General features: G+C 71.2%; 14 protein-coding genes and 1 pseudogene. 4 read left to right on the top strand and 11 right to left on the bottom strand.

The annotated features are described in order from the left end of the window. Positions 1 to 191: pseudogene (locus tag AB0J06_RS25170) on the bottom strand (ABC transporter permease); the annotation flags it as partial. 286 nt (positions 192 to 477) lie between these two features. Continuing rightward, complete coding sequence (locus tag AB0J06_RS25165; protein ID WP_357431957.1) at positions 478 to 1,209, bottom strand: GntR family transcriptional regulator; 732 nt, start codon at positions 1,207 to 1,209, stop codon at positions 478 to 480. Positions 1,210 to 1,484: 275 nt separating this feature from the next. On the opposite strand from AB0J06_RS25165, the gene AB0J06_RS25160 reads away from it, so the two are divergent. Then, complete coding sequence (locus AB0J06_RS25160) at positions 1,485 to 3,101, top strand: methyl-accepting chemotaxis protein (RefSeq protein WP_357431955.1); 1,617 nt, start codon at positions 1,485 to 1,487, stop codon at positions 3,099 to 3,101. An 88-nt stretch (positions 3,102 to 3,189) separates the two neighbouring features. Here the strand turns inward: AB0J06_RS25160 and AB0J06_RS25155 are convergent, their stop codons facing one another. Then, complete coding sequence (locus AB0J06_RS25155) at positions 3,190 to 3,954, bottom strand: DUF427 domain-containing protein (protein WP_357431953.1); 765 nt, start codon at positions 3,952 to 3,954, stop codon at positions 3,190 to 3,192. Between the two features lie 103 nt (positions 3,955 to 4,057). Here AB0J06_RS25155 and AB0J06_RS25150 point away from each other — a divergent pair, with 103 nt between their 5' ends. Both AB0J06_RS25150 and AB0J06_RS25145 read left to right on the top strand, forming a co-directional pair. Next, the gene (locus AB0J06_RS25150) at positions 4,058 to 4,339 is read left to right on the top strand and encodes a hypothetical protein (protein WP_357431951.1); all 282 of its coding nucleotides are present in this window, start codon (positions 4,058 to 4,060) and stop codon (positions 4,337 to 4,339) included. Continuing rightward, positions 4,336 to 4,695 (top strand): ribbon-helix-helix protein, CopG family, encoded by a 360-nt coding sequence (locus tag AB0J06_RS25145; RefSeq protein WP_357431949.1) that lies wholly within the window; start codon positions 4,336 to 4,338, stop codon positions 4,693 to 4,695. The genes AB0J06_RS25150 and AB0J06_RS25145 overlap by 4 nt, the downstream gene beginning before the upstream one ends. Before the next feature lie 12 nt (positions 4,696 to 4,707). Here the strand turns inward: AB0J06_RS25145 and AB0J06_RS25140 are convergent, their stop codons facing one another. The 7 genes from AB0J06_RS25140 to AB0J06_RS25110 all read right to left on the bottom strand — a co-directional run bounded on the left by AB0J06_RS25140 (position 4,708) and on the right by AB0J06_RS25110 (position 17,087). Then, positions 4,708 to 4,947, bottom strand: coding sequence for a hypothetical protein (locus AB0J06_RS25140; protein ID WP_357431947.1), 240 nt, complete (start codon positions 4,945 to 4,947; stop codon positions 4,708 to 4,710). Positions 4,948 to 5,428: 481 nt separating this feature from the next. Next, positions 5,429 to 7,537 carry a methyl-accepting chemotaxis protein gene (locus AB0J06_RS25135; protein ID WP_357431945.1) on the bottom strand — a complete coding sequence of 703 codons (2,109 nt, stop codon included), beginning with the start codon at positions 7,535 to 7,537 and terminating at the stop codon, positions 5,429 to 5,431. Between the two features lie 128 nt (positions 7,538 to 7,665). Then, entirely contained in the window at positions 7,666 to 8,121 is a 456-nt protein-coding gene (locus AB0J06_RS25130) for a YbhB/YbcL family Raf kinase inhibitor-like protein (protein ID WP_357431943.1), read from the bottom strand. A gap of 118 nt (positions 8,122 to 8,239) precedes the next feature. Next, positions 8,240 to 8,752, bottom strand: coding sequence for a hypothetical protein (locus AB0J06_RS25125; RefSeq protein WP_357431941.1), 513 nt, complete (start codon positions 8,750 to 8,752; stop codon positions 8,240 to 8,242). Between the two features lies 1 nt (position 8,753). Continuing rightward, positions 8,754 to 9,440 (bottom strand): hypothetical protein, encoded by a 687-nt coding sequence (locus AB0J06_RS25120; protein WP_357431939.1) that lies wholly within the window; start codon positions 9,438 to 9,440, stop codon positions 8,754 to 8,756. Positions 9,441 to 9,592: 152 nt separating this feature from the next. Then, positions 9,593 to 15,406: a ThuA domain-containing protein gene (locus tag AB0J06_RS25115; RefSeq protein WP_357431937.1), complete on the bottom strand. Its 5,814-nt coding sequence runs from the start codon at positions 15,404 to 15,406 to the stop codon at positions 9,593 to 9,595. A 238-nt stretch (positions 15,407 to 15,644) separates the two neighbouring features. Continuing rightward, positions 15,645 to 17,087 carry a M20/M25/M40 family metallo-hydrolase gene (locus AB0J06_RS25110; protein WP_357431935.1) on the bottom strand — a complete coding sequence of 481 codons (1,443 nt, stop codon included), beginning with the start codon at positions 17,085 to 17,087 and terminating at the stop codon, positions 15,645 to 15,647. A gap of 85 nt (positions 17,088 to 17,172) precedes the next feature. On the opposite strand from AB0J06_RS25110, the gene AB0J06_RS25105 reads away from it, so the two are divergent. Beyond that, the gene (locus AB0J06_RS25105; RefSeq protein WP_357431959.1) at positions 17,173 to 17,622 is read left to right on the top strand and encodes an MSMEG_6728 family protein; all 450 of its coding nucleotides are present in this window, start codon (positions 17,173 to 17,175) and stop codon (positions 17,620 to 17,622) included. An 18-nt stretch (positions 17,623 to 17,640) separates the two neighbouring features. On the opposite strand, the gene AB0J06_RS25100 is transcribed toward AB0J06_RS25105, so the two are convergent. After that, positions 17,641 to 18,245: cellulose binding domain-containing protein (locus tag AB0J06_RS25100; protein WP_357431933.1), on the bottom strand; the 605-nt coding region annotated here is incomplete at its 5' end.

Genomic DNA, 18,245 nt, shown 5'->3' with positions numbered 1-18,245 from the left:
GGGATCGTCAGGACCGCCGCGGCGATCGCCACCGCGATCGCCCGGCTCCGCCGGTGCCGGTACGTGGCGACAGCGATCAGCACCCCGATGACCGTCGCGATCGCGACGGACACGAGGACGATATTGGCGTGTTCCAGGGTCTGTGCCAGCAGCAGATCACGGCGACTCTGCAGGTATTCCACGAACGTCATGTGTCACCCCCGGTGATGGCAGTGCAGATTTTCGGAGGCACCGCCTACGGAGGCAGACACGTGCGACCGTGGTCATTTACCGCAACGATCAAGCGTTGCGGCAGGTACCGCGGTCCTCAACTCTCTAGTCGTGGGAAAATCAAACCTACGCGAAGATGGAAAGAATTCGAAATTCGTTTGAATTGGTCACACGCAGTCACCAATTGTTTCGTCGACACCGACAATGTCCGTTCGGACGTCGCGCGAGGCGACACCAGAGCCGGCAGCAGACGAATTGACCCACGCCTCAGCGCGTCGGCTGGCCGGGATACTCGACGTCGAAGGCGACGTCCAGGGCGTATCGGTCGCCGACATAGCGGCTCTCGCTGCGCTCCACCGGGCGGTGGTGCTGGTCCAGAATCAGTCGCCGCTCGACCAGCAGCGCGGTCCGCTCCGGTACGTCCAACAGTTCCGCGTCCTCGGCGGTGGCCGGACGGGCGGTGACGGTGGCGTGGCCGAGGGTCGGCACCCGGCCGAGTGCGACGAGCGCCTCGTGGAGGGAGCCGGTGGTGAGGTCGGCGGCCAGCAGTGCCGAGAGCGCGCCGGGGAAGACCGCCATGTCCAGCGCGACGGGTCTGCCGTCGGCGAGGCGTACGCGTCGTACCTCGACCACCGTGCCGCAGTGCCCGACGTGGAGCTGCTCCTCCTCGTCGCGGGTGGCCGGGCGGGTGTGTCCCTCGATCAGTCGCGACGTCGGCACCCTGCCCTGGCGCCGCATCTCGTCGCTGAACCCCAGCAGGTTGTCCGCGCGGCGGCTCGATGGCGGCGGGGCGACGAACGTGCCCCGCCCCGACTCGCGGTAGACCAGCCCGTCGTTGACGAGCCGGGTCACGGCGGCCCGGGCGGTCATCCGGCTGACGCCGAAGCGCGTGCAGAGCTCCGCCTCGGACGGCAGTGGGGTGTGCGGCTGCAGCTCGCCGATCCGGTCGCGCAGCGCCTGCTCGATCGCGTGGTAGCGGGGAACGAAGTCGAGCTGCATGACAAGCAGTATAGCTGTATATACAGCCCGATAATCATCGACGGCGGCCGTCGTGCCCGAAGCGGCTTTGGCCGGTCGTGTCGATCAAGGAATATGGCGTCGATCAAGGGCATATTCACGTGATCGGAGATCATTCCAGGTGAATACGCCCTTGATCGACGGCGCGTCGGGCGCCGCGCGGGGCGGGGTCGTGCGGGGTATGACGTACGCAATATGATCAAGGCCTCAACCACTCATATCCTTATGATCTTGCGACGGTCGCCGATGCGAACGGTATGCGTAACCGTCTCGGCAACATGTCGGTCGGGGCCCGGCTGGGCGCCGCCTTCGTCGTGGTCTGTGCCCTGCTGATCGGCGTTGCCGTCGGCGGCGTCTGGGGGATGCAGCACCACCGCTCACTTCAGCGCGAACTCATCCGGCTCAACGCGCTCTCCGACCAGATCCAGGAGCTGCGCTACCTCGACGCCGACATCAGCGGCTGGCAGGGATACGTCTACGCCGAAGCCTTGGTCGACGGCGGCCCGGCGGCGGTGAAGCCCGACGCCTACAGCCGGTCGGGGCTGCTGGCCTCCAAGGACGCGGTCTTCAAGCTGCTGCCCGCGATCGACCGGTCGGCGATGAACGCGGCGGAGCGGGCCGAGATGGACCGGCAGAGCGGGATGTGGAAGTCCTACTTCGAGTACGACGACCAGATGATCGCGCACATCGCCAAGGGCGACGAGCAGTCGATGGCCAAGGCGTACGAACTGCAGAACAACGAGCTCGGCACGGCCTGGGAGGATCTGCTCAAGTCCACCGAGAAGATCCTCGCGTCGGTGGCGGAGCGGGTCAGGGCGCTGACGGCGCAGGCCGACGGGGCGAGTCGCCTGGTGACTGCGGGGGTGATCGGCGGCGCGCTGCTCGCCGTCGTGCTCTCGCTGCTGCTGAGCATCTGGGTGACCCGCTCGGTCACCCGGCCGCTGCGGCACAGCGTCGCCGTGCTCGACCGCGTCGGCGCGGGCGATCTCACCGCCACGACCGGGCTGACCAGCCGGGACGAGACCGGCCAGCTGGGACGTGCCGTCGACGGGATGACCGGACAGCTGCGCTCCACGGTGGAGGCGCTCAGTGACAGCGCGGAGGCGCTCTCCCGTGCCTCGGAGGAGCTCTCCTCGACCAGCGGGCGGCTCACCGCCGGCGCGCAGGACACCGCGGTGCAGGCCGAGCGGGCGTCCGACGCCGCCGCCCAGGTCTCGCAGCACGTGCAGCAGGTCGCCGACGGATCGCAGGAGCTGGACCAGTCGATCGGCGACATCGCCCGGAGCGCGACGACCGCCGCCCGGGTGGCCGGCGAGGCGGTGAGCGCGGTCGAGTCGACCAGCGCGACCGTCGCCGAACTCGGCGTCTCCTCGGCGGAGATCGGCAAGGTGGTCCAGGTGATCACGTCGATCGCGCAGCAGACCAACCTGCTCGCGCTCAACGCGACCATCGAGGCCGCGCGCGCCGGTGAGGCGGGACGCGGCTTCGCGGTCGTCGCCAACGAGGTCAAGGACCTGGCACAGGAGACCGCCCGGGCCACCGACGACATCATCGGGCGGGTGCAGGGGATCCAGGGCAGCACCGAGGCCGCGGTCCGTTCGATCAGTCACATCCTCGAGGTCGTGACGGAGATCAACGACCACCAGGCGACGATCGCGGCCGCCGTGGAGCAGCAGAGCGCCACCAGTCGGGAGATGAGCCGCAGCGTCGGCGCGGCGGTCGGCGGCAGCACGGAGATCGCCACAGCGGTCAGCGCCGTCGCGTCCGCGGCGGGTGGGACGACCGTCGGGGTGGTCGAGGCCCGGCGCTCCGCCGACGGCCTGGCCCGGATGGCGGGGGAGTTGCGCGAGCTGGTGGGGCGCTTCCGCTACTGACCGCCCGAATGGCGCGGCGGGTCGGGGTCACCCGCCGCGCGGCACTGTCGGCCCCCGCCGGGTACGGGGATCCGGTGCGGGCGCCCGCTCAGCTGAACTGGGTCTGCGGCCGCTCCTGCACCTCGCTGTCGACCAGGATGTCGACCCGTTCGTTGTAGAAGCAGACCAGGCCGGCGATCTTCTGGCACTCCGGCAACGGCGTGCGGTAGATCCACGCCAGGTCGTCGTAGCTCCGGTCGTACACATCGACGGACCAGTAGGCGGCCGTGCCCTTGTAGGCGCAGTGCGACTGTCGTCGCGAGGGACGCAGCAGGTCCATCCGGACGTGCGGCAACGGCAGGTAGAACCGCGGCGGCAGCCCCGTCTCGAACAGGATCCGCGGCGTACGGGAGTCCGCCAGCGTGACGCCCTCCAGCTCGACCCGGATGTGCCGGCTGCTCGCCAGGATGTCGATCCGGCTGTACGGGTTGTGGGGGTGGGTGTAGACCGGCTCGTCCTCCTCCATCCACTCGTCCATCGCTCCCCACTCCAGCCGTACCGCCGAGCGCAGCTCCTCGATCGGCGAGGTGCGGAAGCGGCGGCCGGCGCCGGCCGCCGCACCGTGCTGGGTGGCCACGTCGAGCACCTCGGCGACACCGCGCTCGTGCGACTGCTCCGTCGCCCCCGTCGCGGTCAGCCGGGCGCGGACGTCCTCCGCCGGGAAGTAGTAGGTCGGGTAGTAGGGGACCTCCCAGACCAGCAGCGGCCGCGTGCTGTCGGCGACCACGTCCCCGCCGAGGAAGGCGCGCACCCGCTTGGGGCTGGACTCGACCCGGAACAGCCCCCGTCCCGGTGGCTCCTGCTCCTGACTCATCTGCTCCTCCTCCCGCTCACCGACAGGTACCCCGTGCCGGCGGCCGTACGCGGACGGGCACGAACCGACCCAGCTTCGTAATACGATGTGCTACGTTGTTCCCGTGGCCGAGCGTGACTACGTCTGGACGGAGGGCGGGCTCGCCGAGGCGCGGCGACGCAAGGTGGCGCTCGACGAGGTCGCGCAGGCGCTCTCCGCGCCGCCGGGGCTGCGGTTCGAGCGGCGCATCGGCGACCTGCTGCTGATCGTGTTCGGTATGGCCGACACCGCGCGGGTCATCGCCGTGCTCTGCGACCGGATCGCCGGAACCGTCACGTACAAGATCATGGGTGTCCGCGCGCTGGCCGGCCCGGAACTCGACGAGTGGAGGAGGCAGGTGCTGTGACCACGCCGAACTTCGACGCGATGACCAAGGACGAGGTCATCGCCTGGTTCAACACGACCGACAACCTCGGGCCCGCGGTGGCCTCGATGAGCCCGGCCACCGAGCCGGCGCCCCGCCCCGCCCCGGACGTGCCGATGATGCTCGCCAGCATCCGGCTCCCCGTCGTCCTCGTCGAGCAGCTCGACAGCCTCGCCGACCTGCAGGGCGTACGGCGCTCCGACGTGATCCGCGAAGCGCTGGCCGCGTACGTCGGCGAGCGCACCGCCCCGGTCGCCCGCGACGAGGCGGAGCACGCCCTCGACGTGCTGCGCCGGCTCGTGGCGAACCGCGGCGACGACCACGCCGTCGCCGCCTGACCCGGCCCCGCGTCACGTCCGCTGCTGCGTGCACCACCGTGGGCCGAGATCCGTGCCCTCCACGGGGGTCTCCTCGCGGTGCAACAGGTTCTTCTCGGTGAGCTCGTGCAGCGGCTGACCGAGCTGCTCCTGCGGCAGCCCGGTCTCGCGCGCGATCGCCGCCAGATAGGGGATCTCGCCGCGCGCCTCCAGCCCGGTCGCCGCCACGTACACCAGTTCCTCCACCGCCGTGAGTCGAAGCTGCTGCGGCATTGCGGACCTCCTCCGTCGCGCCCGTGGCCGTCAGCGACGCTTACCCGCGGCGGCGGAGTTGATGCCCGCCTGGTACCGGAATTCGGCCGGCGCGGACGGTCCGCGACCGGCGGGTATTCGTCCGGTGGGCGCGGCGGGATCGCCGTCGCGCCGGGTGCGGCGGACATGACCGGGGTGGTGCTGGTGAGCACCACCGCGGCGAGGGCGATCGACAGTCGATGTCGTCGTGCCATGACGGTCCCTTCGACAGCGGACGGATGACCCCGATGGCGACGGACGTCACGAACACTGCGGTTGGACGGTCAAGAGCGACATGCGTCTGCGTCGATCAAGGAAAAACCCGTCGATCAAGGGCATATGCACGTGATCGGAGATCAAACCGTGTGCATATGCCCTTGATCGACGGGCGCGGAACCCGACGGGCGCGGAACCCGACGGGCGCGGAACCCGACGGGCGCGGAACCCGGCGGGCAGGGAGCGACTACAGGGTGAAGCGGTTTACCAGGGCCGTGAGGTGGCGGGCCGTGGTGTTGAGTTCGGTGGCCGCGTCCTGGGAGACCTCCACCGCGCTGCGGGTGGTCTCGACGGTCGAGCTCACCACGCTGACGCTCTCCGCGATCTGCTCGCCACCGCCGGCGACCTCGTTGATGTTGCGGGACATCTCGTTGGTGGTCGCTGCCTGCTCCTCGACGGCCGCGGCGATCGCGTTCTGGTAGTCGTTGACCCGGGCGATCGTCGTGCTGATCGCGTCGATCGCCTCGACCGCGCGGGCGGTGTCGCTCTCGATCGCCGCTACGCGCGCGGTGACGTCGCCGGTGGCCCTGGCGGTCTCCTGGGCGAGTTCCTTGACCTCGCCGGCCACCACGGCGAAGCCCTTGCCCGCGGCGCCGGCCCGGGCCGCCTCGATGGTCGCGTTGAGCGCCAGCAGGTTCGTCTGCTCCGCGATGCTCGCGATCAGCTTGACCACGTCACCGATCTTCGTGCTGGAGACCCGGAGCTCCTCGATCACCGACGCGGCCTGCCGCGTCAGCCCGACGCCGTCCCGACCGACCTGCGCCGCCTCCTGCGCGTTGCCGGAGATCTCGCCGATCGACGCCCCCATCTCCTCCGCGCCGGACGCCACCGTCTGCACTGCGCGGGCGACGGATTCGGCGGTCAGGGCGGCGGCGCCGGCGCGCTGCGCGGCGGTCCGGGCGGCGCTCGCGAGTTCGCCGCCGACGCCGGAGACCCGGTCGGCGGCGCGGGTGACGTCCTGTGAGGCGCCGGTTACCTCCGCCATCAGCTCCCGCAGCCCGGTCACCGCGGTGTTCAGCGAGTGCCCCATCCGGGCGATCTCGTCGCTGCCGCGCACGTCGACCCGGACGGTCAGGTCGCGCTCGGCGAGGGCGTCGAGCGCGTCGGTGACGGTGGCCATGCGCCGGGAGATCCGTGCGGCCTGGATGCCCGCGACGACGGCCCCGGCCACGGCCAGCAGCAGGCCGGCGACGGCGAACGCCAGCAGCATCGAGCGCCGGCCCTCGTCGAGCTGGTTGGCGGCGCGTTCGTAGTCGGGCAGGTAGCCACCGACGGCGATGGCCAACTGGTAAGGCGCGTAGTAGGTGACCGCGGTGCGGGTGGCGGTCGGGCTGGCCCCGTGGGCGCCGGCGAGCTGGTACGTGCCGCGCCAGGTCTCGCCGACGGAGAGGGTGGCCGCCTTGCTGACGATCTCCTCCACATATTTCACGCCGGCCGCGTCGGTCGCGTCCAGTACGGTCTTGCCCATCAGCTCCGGCACGCTCGCGGCGACGACCCGGCCCCGGTCGGTGCTGCCGGTGCTGAAGACCGACACCCAGCCCTGCTGACCGACCTTGGTGCTGGCGATCGACGTGGTGAGCGCCTCGATCGCCTCCGCCTGGGGCACGCCGACGTAGAGCGCCCCGATCACCCGCCCCGAGCTGTCCTTGATCGGGTCGTACGCGGTGACGTACCAGGTGTCGACGACCAGCGCGACGCCCCGGTACGGCTTGCCGTCCTTGATCGCCTTCGCCACCCCGTTCGGGGCGCCCTCGGCGGTGACCGCCGGGATGTAGGTGCCGATCGCCCGGGCGCCGGTCTTCGACCGCACATTGGTGGCCACCCGGAGCAGGTCGCCGGCCTCGTTCATCCGTTGGAAGACCGTGACCGTGCCGCCGACGAGGCGCTGGATGTCGTCGACGAGGGGCGTGGTCGCCCTGACGTCCCGGTTCTGTCCGAGCCACTGGCCGCCGACCGTGGCGCGCGGCAGCCGTACGGGACGGGCCTGCTGGGTCAGCTGGTTGATCGCGCTCCACTGCGCGGTCCCGTTCGACAGGGTCAGGCCACCGCGTTGCGCGAGCACCGTCTGGGCGACCGACATGTCGGCGTTGACCCGGTCCTGCACGCCATCACCGACGGCGGTCACGAGCTGGGAGACGCCGGTGGTGAGGTGGTCGAGGTCCGCCTCGATGAGCTCGTTGACGCTTCGTTGCGACTCCGTGACGAACCGGTCGCTCTGCCAGGCGCCCACGCCGACCAGGACCGCGGCGGTGGCGATCACGCCGCCCATGCCGAGCGCCATCAGCTTGTGGCGCATCTGGAAACCGTTCCGCAACGATGAGGACCTCATGGTGGGCCATATCGGCGGCGCGCGGGCCCCGTTTAGCGCTCGTGCGGCTTGTCACGCCCTTCAGATACATATCGTTATGCGGTCGCTATGTCACGTCACCGACCGAAGGTGGCAACCATGTTCCCGCTGGCCAGTTCCCGGCTCTGCACCGCCCGGTGGACATCGGTCGCCTGCGGCGTCTCGGGCAGACTCAATGGTTTTTTCAGGGCGTAGAGCCGGAAGAAGTAGCGGTGCGGATCGTCGCCGAGCGGGGGCTGCGGGCCGCCCCAGCCGGTGGCGCCGTAGCTGTTGGTCCATTCCCGCCCGCCCGCCGGCACCTCGCCCTCCGCCATTCCGTCGGTGGCCGGGTCGATGCCGGTGACGAGCCAGTGCAGGGACGGCGTGCGCCCGGCGTCGGGATCCTCGACGAGCAGCACCAGCTCGGTCGCCGCGTCGGGAACGCCGGACCACTCGAGCGGCGGCGAGACGTTCCCCCCGCTGCGGGACATCCGATCCGGCATCAGGTCGTGGTCGTTGAACGCCGTGCTGCGAACGTACAGCAGGTCAGCCATCGTCTCAGCCTCCTTGATGTCGTGTTCGCCGGTCCCCGCCGCCCCCGTGTGCGGGGGTGCGGACGACGCCTGTCGTGTGGCGTACCCGGGGCGGGATGGCCGAAACGACCGGCGGCGGTCAGCGGCGGCGGGCGATCAGCACGCCGGTGCCGGCGAGCGCCACCACAACGGCCGCACCCGCGACCCACCAGAGCCAGCCGGCGCCCGCCGCGCCGGTCGTGGCCTGGACGGGTACGGGCGGCGGGGCGGACTGCGCCGCGCGCGCCTCGACCGTGACAGCCGTGCGGGCCGCGTTCGGCTCGGGTGCGGTGACGGTGACCTGCCAGCGTCCCGGCGTCAGCACCGCGCCGCTGGTGTAGAAGCCGTGCCCCTCCGCGGCGGGGTTGAGCTGGATCGGGCCGACCGCTCGACCGCCGTCCGCGGTCGCGGTGAGCACCAGCCGCAGCACCGTGTCCTCGACCGGGTGTCCGTCCTGCTTGTACGTGGCGCGCACGGTCACGCCGGTCGCGCCGTCACCGGCGACCTCAAGGTTGACCTTGCCGCCGTGCGCGGCCGCCGGGTGCGCCGGCAGCAGGAGCAGCGGCAGCAGCGCCAGCGCCAGCGCGGTCAGCATCATCCGGAGCAGTCTCATCTCATTCCCCTTCGTGGGAGCCGTCGGCGGTGAGGGCGCCCTGTCCGGGCACCGCGGGCAGAAAGACGTGGGCGTGGCCGTGTCCGGCGTCGACGTTGAGCACGTCGAGTTGGGTGGCGGCCACCGACCAGGTGGCCACGGCGGCGTCGCGCTGCCGACCCGCCAACGCCTGCAGCACGGGGCGGTTCGCGTCGGGCACGGCGAGCGCCGCCGCGTACGTGCCGACCGCGAGGTCGAGTTCCCGCAGTGCCGCGGAGAGGCCGGAACGGGCGATGTTGACCGCGGTGCCGCCCGACGGCGGGTCGGCGAAGTCCGCGACCGCCCGGCTCGTCGTGGTCTGCCAGCCGCGCACGGCCGCCGGGTCGGCGGCCGGACCGGCCGTCGTGGCGCCCGCTGGCGCCGCGGCCGCGAGCCCGTCGAGCACCGGCAGAAGATCCTCCCGGGTACGCCGGGCCTGCCCGGTCAGCTCCACGATCTGTTGTGCGTCGCGGCGCGCCTCCGCGGCCCGCAGCTCGGCCACCCGGTCGGCGGTGGGTGAGGAGTCGTCCGTCAGGGCGGCGCCGAGGAGTCCGCCGGTGAGCCCTCCGATCAGGAGCGCCAGCACGATCGGGGCGAGGCGGCGCAGGGCGGGGGTGGTCGGTGCCGCTGATCCGCGCCCGCCCCGCGCTGGTTTCGTCCGGTTGCTCACAGCCAACTCCTGACTCTCGGCGGCGATCACGACGATGGTGGAGTTTCGGCTGTCCGGAACGGACACATCATCGCCGCGGGCCCGGGAACGTCGTGATCATGAGGGGGTGCGGGGCGGTCGGCGCGTGTGCCGACCGCCCCGCCGTGGTGCCGCTACAGCTTCCCGCCCCTGGGGACGCGGGTGGCGTCCTGGTCGAGGCGGCCGGTGCCGGTCAACGACTTGCCGCCGTTGGCCTGCGTCCCGGACTTGGCGGCCGATCCGCCCAACCGCACGATCATCGCGTCGGTGTCGCGGATCAGCACCGCGCGCACGTCGGCGTCGGGAACCAGAGCGGCGTCGGACGCGAGCGCGCGGAACGCGTTGAGCTGCTGGATCGCCCGCTTGTCGTTGCCGGCCGCCTCCGACTCGCGGACCGCGGCCAGCTTGTTCGACAACTGCCGGTGCGCCTTGGCCGAGAGCCGACCCGTCGCCGTGAACCGGTCCAGCAGGTTCTGCATGTCCCGGAACGAGGTGGTGACGAAGAACCGCACGGTCGAGACCGACTCGTTGCCGGCGGAGTCCGTGGCGGTCACGGTCAGCTCGTGCAGACCGAGCGTCAGCTCGTACATGGCCTGGAGCGTGTTGCTGCGGTAGGCCTTGCCGTCGAGCTTGCCGACGGTCGCCTTGATGCCCGAGGTGGGATCGACCGCCTCGAAGACCACCCGCACGTCCTGGCTGTCGCCGTAGAGCTGCCCGTCCGCCAACCCGGACATGATGATCGTCGGCTTCGTGCCGTCGATCTTCAGTACGGCCGACTTCAGCGTCTCCGCGTTGCCCACCGCGTCCGTGGCGCGGTAGAGCAGCTCGTGCTGCCCGTCGCCGCTGACGTCGATCGGCTCGGTGTACGGCTTCCACGCGCCGCCGTCGAGCGACCACTCCAGCTTCGCGACGCCGGAACCGGCGTCCGTCGCGGCCAACGTGACCGGGATCTTGCCGGCGTGCCAGCCGTTGTCGTTCGCCGGAGCGAACGTCGCGGTGGTCACCGGCGCGGTCGCGTCGATCCTGACGTCGACGGTCTTCGTGGCCTCGACGTTGCCGGCCTTGTCCGTGGAGCGGAACCGCACCCGGTGGGCGCCGTCACCGGAGACCACGATCGGCTCCGTGTAGGCGCTCCAGTCGGTGGCGTCGTCGAGCTGGTATTCCGTGCCCGCCACGCCGCTGCCACCGGTGTTGTCGGCGGCGGTCAGCGTGACCGTCGCCGGCCCGGTGTGCCACCCGCCGGTGCCCGTGCCGTCGACCTTCGCCGTCGTCACCGGCGCGGTCGCGTCGCTGGGCGCCGCGGTGAGCCGGAAGTAGTCGAACGACGCGGTCTTGGACGCGGTCTGGTTGGCGCCGAGGGTGAACAGACCGACCTTCGGCGTGGCGCCGACGGCCGTGCTGGTCAGCGCCTCGAACGTCGTCCAGTCGGTGCCGTTGGCCGAGTACGACGCGGTGTAGACGCTGCCCTTGCGCGCCAGCCGCAGATGCCACGCCGCGCTGGTGAGGTTCTGCGCCTGGGGCTGCGGGTTCTGCACCGCACCGCCCACCTCGCTGCGGAACTCGATCCGCCGCGACAGCGGCTGACCGGCCTGGTTGTCGGCGATGAAGTCCAACTTCAGATAGTTGTCGTCATCGCCGTACACGATCAGCCCGGCCTGCTGGTACTGCTCGTTGAGCAGGCTGCCGTCGACCTTCGTCTCCAGCATCCAGTCGCCGGTCGGGGCGGTCTGCAGGATGAAGTTCTTCGGCCCGCTGTTGCCGGTGCCGTAGATGTCACCGCCGGGCACGTCGATGTGCAACGCCCCGCCGTTGACCCGGTAGCCGGTCACGTCCTCCCGGACGATCCCGTTCCAGCGACACTTGTCGAGGGTGCCGCCGGCGAACTCGTCCGACGGGTTCACCGGCCCGGCCGGCGCGTCCGGCGAGATCTGGAACCAGTCGAACGCCGCGTTCACGACCGGGGCCGTGGTGCCGCCGTTGAGCGCGAAGAGCCCCACCTTCGGGTTGGTGATGCCGGCCAGCGCGGCCGCACGCCCCACCGGGGTGAAGCTCTCCCCGTCGGCCGAGAACGCCGCCGTCAGGTTCGTCCCGTCACTGGTCACCCGCAGGTAGACGGTGTCGCCGGTGGGCGCGGCCGCGCTGTCGGCGCCCTCGTTGCGCGGAGCGCCGGTGGTCTCCCGGATGAACTCGATCCGGCGGGTGCCCGCGTGGAGCAGGTCCAGCTTGGCGTAGTTGCCGTCGTCGCCGTAGACGATCAGACCGGCCTGCTGGTAGTCGGCCGCCGCCGCGAGCGACAGCTTCGTCGTCGCCGCCCAGGCCCCGTTCGGCGCGGGCTGGAGCACCACGTTGGTGGCGTCGTTGCGGGCGCCGTAGAGGTCACCGACCGAGGTCGGCAGGAGCAGGGTGCCGTTGGACACGGAGTAGAGCTGGTTCTCCCGGACCACCGTCGACCACCGCGCCTTGTCCAGCGTCGTGCCGGTGAAGTCGTCCGAGCGGACGCCGAAACAGGAGGTGTTCGGGGCGTCGACCTTCACGGTCACGGTGGCGTACGCGGTCGCGCCGCGGGCGTCGGTCACCGTGAGGGTCGCGATGAAGGTGCCCGGCGTCGTGTACGTGTGGGTGGCGGTGCGCGTCGTGGCCCTGCCGCCGTCACCGAAGTCCCACGCGTAGGTCAGCGGGGAGTCGTTCTCGGCGTCGGTGGCGGTGCCGGTGAAGCTGACCGGCAACGGCGCGGTCCCGGTGGTCGGGGTGGCGGTCGCGGTGACCGTCGGTGGCGCGTTCTCGGTGACGCCCCGGCCGAGGAAGTCCACCCAGTTGACGTTGAACACCGAGCCGTTGTTGGTGCTGCCGACCGGCTTGCGGGCCACGAAGAAGAGCGGCCCGCTGGTGGCGCCGGGCGCGCTCACCGCGGCGGTCACGTCCGTGTAGGTCTGCCAGGCGCCGGTGGCCGGCACCGTGGCGGTGGTGACCAGCGGTCCGTCCACCGCGCCGGTGCGTACCTCGATGAGGCCACCCGTCGTGGCGGAGGCGGTACGGAAGCGCAGCGAGTCGATGCCGGTCAGGTTCGCCGGATTGATCGACCACCAGTCGCCGTCCTCGATGAAGCCGATGTTCTGGAAGCCGCCGGCGGTGTCGCCGGTGGTCTCCTTCTGCACGCCGGGGTCACCGGTGCTGGTGCTTCCCGGCACCCGGCCGGTGGCCGCGAAGTACTCGGCCTGCTTGCGCTTCGGCTGGAGCTGCTCGATCGCCCGGCCGGTCAGCGGCTTGGCCCCGCCGACCCCGCCGCGGTCGGTGTACGTGGCCTCGAAGACCGCGAACACGTTGGCCTCGGCGCCGTGTCCGGAGGCGAGTGAGGTCTGCACCGTGCCCGAGCAGCCGGTGTGCGACTCCAGCGGGTGCGCGTGCTCGTCGTGGCCGAGCAGCACCTGCAGCTCGACCTTGCCGCAGTCGATCGTGGTGTCCTCCGGGTCGGTCACCTTGACCGTGTATGTGACCTGGTCACCCCACTCGAAGAAGCCGCCGTCGGGCGGGAACTCGATGGTCACCGTCGGGGCCGTGTTGCCGACCGTGATCGGCACGTTCGCGACCGCGCTGCGCCCTTCCGAGTCGGTCACGGTGAGCTGGGCGGTGTAGCTGCCGGCCGTGGTGTAGACGTGGCTCGGGTTGGCCTCGGTCGAGGTGCCACCGTCGCCGAACGCCCACGCGTAGCTGATGGTCTGACCGTCCGGGTCACGGGAACCCGCGCTGGAGAACTGGACGGTCAGCGGCGCCTTGCCCGATGTCGGCTCGCCCTTGGCGACCGCGATGGGGGCCCGGTCACCGGCGACGTAGTCGATCCGGTAGATCCCCGAGTTGTCGTTGTTGCCGCCGAAGCCGGTACCCCACTCGATCATGTACATCGCGCCGTCGGGGCCGAACTCGAAGTCCATCGGACGGAGGAAGGTCATCCCGGTCAGCAGGTTGTTGATGTCGACCAGCGACGTGCCGTCCGTGCCGACCTGCATCGTGTACATCTTCGACTGGTTCCACTCGCCGAAGAGCGCCTTGCCGTCGTAGTACGCCGGCCACTTGCGCTCCGACGCGAGGGCGGGGTCGAAGCGGTAGACCGGGCCGCCCATCGGGGCGCCACCGCCGCCGATCTCCGGGTAGAGCGGGTTCGGCGCGTAGCCGTACCAGACGGTCGCCGGGACGGCCGGCGGCAGGTTGGTCAGGCCGGTGTTGTTGGGGGAGTCGTTGACCGGCGCGGCGCAGTCGAACTTCGCGCCGCTCGGCCCGGACGGGAACGGGTAGTCGTTGTAGGCGCTGTTGGCTCCGGTGCAGTAGGGCCAGCCGTAGTTGCCGGGCGCTCGGATGGCGTTCCACTCGACCAGACCCTCCGGACCGCGGCCGGGGTTGGCCGTGGCGGCGTCCGGGCCGTAGTCGGCGACGTAGACGGTGTTGGTCTGCTGGTCGACGCCGATCCGGAACGGGTTGCGGAAGCCCATCGCGTAGATCTCGGGGCGGGTCTTCGCGGTGCCGGGGGCGAAGAGGTTGCCGCCCGGCACGGTGTAGCCGCCGTCCACCTCCGGATGCACCCGCAGCACCTTGCCCCGCAGGTCGTTGGTGTTGCCGGACGAGCGCTGCGCGTCGTAGTCCTGCCGCCCCGGCCGCTCGTCGATGGGGGTGTAGGCGTTGGACTCGAACGGGTTGGTGTTGTCACCGGTGGCGAGGTAGAGGTTGCCGGCGCTGTCGAACGCCATGCTGCCGCCCGCGTGGCAGCAGGTGTTGCGCTGGGTGTCGACCTGCAGCACGACCTTCTCGGTCGCCACGTCGATCGAATCGCCCGCGACGGTGAAGCGGGAGAGCACGTTGCGCGGGCCGCCACCGGCGGGCGCGTAGTACAGGTAGATCCACTTGTTGGTGGCGAAGCCCGGGTCCAGCCGCAGGCCGATCAACCCGTCCTCGTTGCCGGTGAACACGTTGAGCTTCACCGCGGTGACGGTGTTGCCGGTGTCCGGCTTGATGACCTGGACCCGGCCGTCGCGCTCGGCGTAGAACACCCGCCCGTCTCCGGCGATGTCCAGCTCCATCGGGTTGTTGGTGTTGCTGTCCAGGGTGATCTTCTCGAACCCGCTGGTCAGCGACGCGTTGCAGTCGGCGTTGACCGCGCCCGCCGCGGTCTGGATGCCGCCGAGCAGGTGGGACAGGAAGCGCGGCTCCGCGTACGACTCGTTGGTGTGACCGCCGGCGGTGTACCAGGATCGGCCGCCGTCGTAGTCGTGGCACCAGGCGAACGGGTGGTCGGCGCCCATCGCGCCGGCGCCCGGCGCGTAGCTCCGCTCGTCCAGGCTCGCCAGCACGTGCACCTTGCCGCGCGGATTGGTCTGGAAGTTGTACCACTCGTCGAAACGCGACCACGTCGACGGCAGCGCCGAGGTGGACGGGTGCGCGGGATCCTCGACCTTGATGCTGGCCGTCTGGTTCGCGGGGTGCGAGGCGAAGTACGCCCCGACCAGGTTGCCGTACCAGCCCCAGTTGTATTCGGTGTCGGAGGCGGCGTGGATGCCGGCGTAGCCGCCGCCGGCCCGCACGTACCGCTCGAAGGCGGCCTGCTGATCGGCGTCGAGCACGTCGCCGGTCGTGGAGAGCCAGATGACGGCCTTGTACCGGGCGAGATTGGCGTCGGTGAAGGCCGTCGCGTCCTCCGTCGCGTCGACGGCGAAGCCGTTCTCCGTGCCCAGCTTCTCGATCGCGGCGATGCCGGTCGGAATGGACTCGTGGCGGAATCCGGCGGTCTTGGAGAAGACCAGGACCGAATAGGCGGGGTCGGCGGCGGCGCGGGCGGGATCGGCCTGCGCGGCGGACGGGCCGGTGACGAGAGCGGTCGCCGTCGCGGTGAGGGCGACCGTGATACTCAGCAGGGCATGGGTGAGGGTGTCGCGAAGGCGGCGACGTCGGCGATGTGACACGAAGGATCTCCTTCGTCCGATGAGGACAGGGGGGTTCCCCCGGATCCGGCTCGCCGAAGACCGATCGGGGCTGATGCTCGTCGCCGGCCCGCCGAGGCCGATGACACATTTGTCAGCTGACTGAACAAATTAACGCTGGTGATGCCAACGGGGGCAATACGGCGAAACGACAAAATCAGATCACGGTTGCGTAACGGTAACGCTCCGTGACCTGACCCGTCGTCGCCATTTCCGCCGGCTAACTGCTGGCGGGCTGGGGGAACGCGACCGGGCTGCGGTGCCCGTCGCGGTCGACCGCCCGTACGCCGAAGAACGCGTTGTCCTTCGAGAGATCCACGGTCGCTTCCGTCACGTCACCCACCGCGATGACATGCGTCCACTCCGGCGCCGTGGTCTCCCGCCAGACCACCTCGTAGCCGGCGAGATCCGCCTCGCTGCCCCGCTCCCACCGCAGCGTCGTGTCGTTGGTCAGCGCCGAGGTGAGGACGCGGACGCTCCGCGGGGTGCCCGGCGCCTGCGCGAGCGACCACAGCGTCGCGGCATTGACCCGCGCGACCCGGCCGATGTAGCCGAAGTCGCAGAACTCCGGAAGGTCCCCGAACTGCTGGCCGTTCTCCACCCGGACGTTCTGGTGCTGGTGCGCGTAGTCCTCGTTGGGCTCGGTGAACCGCGCGGCCGGATAACCCTGCTGCAGAAACGGAATGTGGTCGCCGCCGCGCAGATAGCGGTCCCGACGGTAGATGACCCGCACGGTCATCCCGGTGGCGTCGTTCTGCGCCACATCGCGCACGAAGCGGGCCAGTTGCCGCGACGGGGAATCGTTCTCACCGCCCACCGACTGCCGCGTCGACGCCTGGCCCGGCGTCTCCGCCGTCGGCACCCCCTCCGCGAAGAGCCGCACGGACCGCGGGTCACGCGTGCCGTCGTCGGCCCGGCTGCTGCCGATGATGTCGTTGGTGAACATCGCCTGCACGTCGGTCCCGGCCGCCTTGAACTGCTGCGCCATGTACGCCGCGCCGTAGAGCCCCTGCTCCTCTCCCGCGACCGCGGCGAACACGATGGTCGCCTCGGTGCGGCGGGTCGCCATCACCCGGGCCATCTCCATCACCGCGGCGACCCCCGACGCGTCGTCGTCGGCGCCCGGCGCGTCCGAGGTGGCGTCCATGACATCCGTCGCCCGGGAGTCGTAGTGGCCGGAGACCACATGGACGCGCTCCGGCGAGGACTCGCCGCGCAGCGTCGCGACGATATTGGTGATCCTGGTCGGCACCGGGATGCGCGACGCCGGCGCCTGCACGTAGGACTGCAACTCCACCGTCATCCGTCCCCCCGAGGCGGCGGCGTACGCGCTGAGCTGCTGGTAGATCCAGTCCCGGGCGGCGCCGATGCCGCGCACCGGGTCGTCCTGGCTGGAGAGGGTGTGCCGGGTGCCGAACGCGGCGAGCCGGCGCACCGTCGCCTCGATCCGGCGCTGGTCGATCTCGCCGAGCAACTCCCGTAGGCTCCGGTCGGGGCGCTGGGAGGTGGCGGGGCGCCCCGGCCCGCCCGGCGCGGCGTGCGCGGCGGCCGGTGTGACGACACCGATCAACGGCACCGCGGCGGCGGCCGCGGCCGACGCCGAGAGGAACGTCCGGCGGCTGGATCCGGAGCGACGCTCGCCTTCGATCTCATCCATGCCCATGCATCGCATCCTTGACCGCGTGCGGCGATATGTCCAGGGTTCACCGGCCGGGTGTACGCCGGGGGAGCGGCGGGTACCCGACGATGTGCAGACCTTCCTGCCGTACCCGGACTTCGCCGCCAGCGCCGCGGTCCTGGACCGCCTCCGGCTGGGCAAGCAGCGGGTCGAGACGCTGCAGGTGCTGCGCGGGCTGACCGTGCCGACGTACGGCTGGCGGCACCACCCGGCGGTCAAGATGTGGGCCGGCTACGAGGAGGCGCTGGTCCGGTACGGCCTGGAGATGTGCCGGGAATGGACCGCGGCGGGACGGGGCGACACGGTCGCGGAGAGTCTTCTCGTGGACTTCGAGCGGCACAGCGGGCACCGGACGGTGCGCACCCAGGAGGAGCTGGCGAGGGTGGTCGGGCTCCCGCCGTGGCTCGGGCGGGAGGACTTCCACCTCGCCCACCGCTCGTCCCTGGTGCGCAAGAACCCCGACTTCTACCGGCCGGTCTTCGGCGACGTGCCCGACGTGCCCTACGTGTGGCCGCGTTGAACGGTCACCGCCGAGCGGTCACAGCCCGGCGCAGGGCTGCTGGCCGACCGCGCAGGCCGCCGGCTGCTTCTCGCCGGCCGGGGCGCCCCCGACGTCGAACCGGAAGCGCGCGGAGCCGCCGGCGGCGATCGGCCCGCCGCTGAACGTCACCGTCCGCCCCTTCTGCTCATGGCTCGCCCCCGAAGCGCCGGAGACGGTGGACGAGCCGGGCGGCAGCGTCACCGTGACCACCCAGCCCGGCGCCCCGGCCCGGCCGGTGTTGTTGATCGTGATCTCGCCCTGGTAGCCGAAGAGTCGGCTGCTCACCGTGGCGTAGCGCGCGGCGAGAAGGGCCGTCGCCGCCTCCGCCGGTGGCTTCGTGGTCGTTTCCGGACGAGGCTGCGGTGACCGACTGCTCGACGGGGAGGAGGTCGCGCTCGCGGCCACGGCCCGGGCGGGCGGGAGCGACGTCGCGCTCACCGCCGGCGAACTCGCCGTCGCCGAGGTGGCGGAGGTGTCTCCCGGTGCCGCCGTCGCCCGCTCGGTGCTCTCCGGCCTGAGCAGCGCCGCGATCGCGAACATGCTCAGCGCCGCGAGGACGACCGCGGCCACCCCGGCGATGGCGGCGCCGCGCCGCCGCGCGG

This window comes from Micromonospora sp. NPDC049679 (genome assembly GCF_040659735.1).
In the GTDB taxonomy this organism is placed as follows: Bacteria; Actinomycetota; Actinomycetes; order Mycobacteriales; family Micromonosporaceae; genus Micromonospora_I.
Note: the sequence above shows the minus strand (reverse complement) of the source record. Positions and strands in the feature narration are given on the sequence as shown.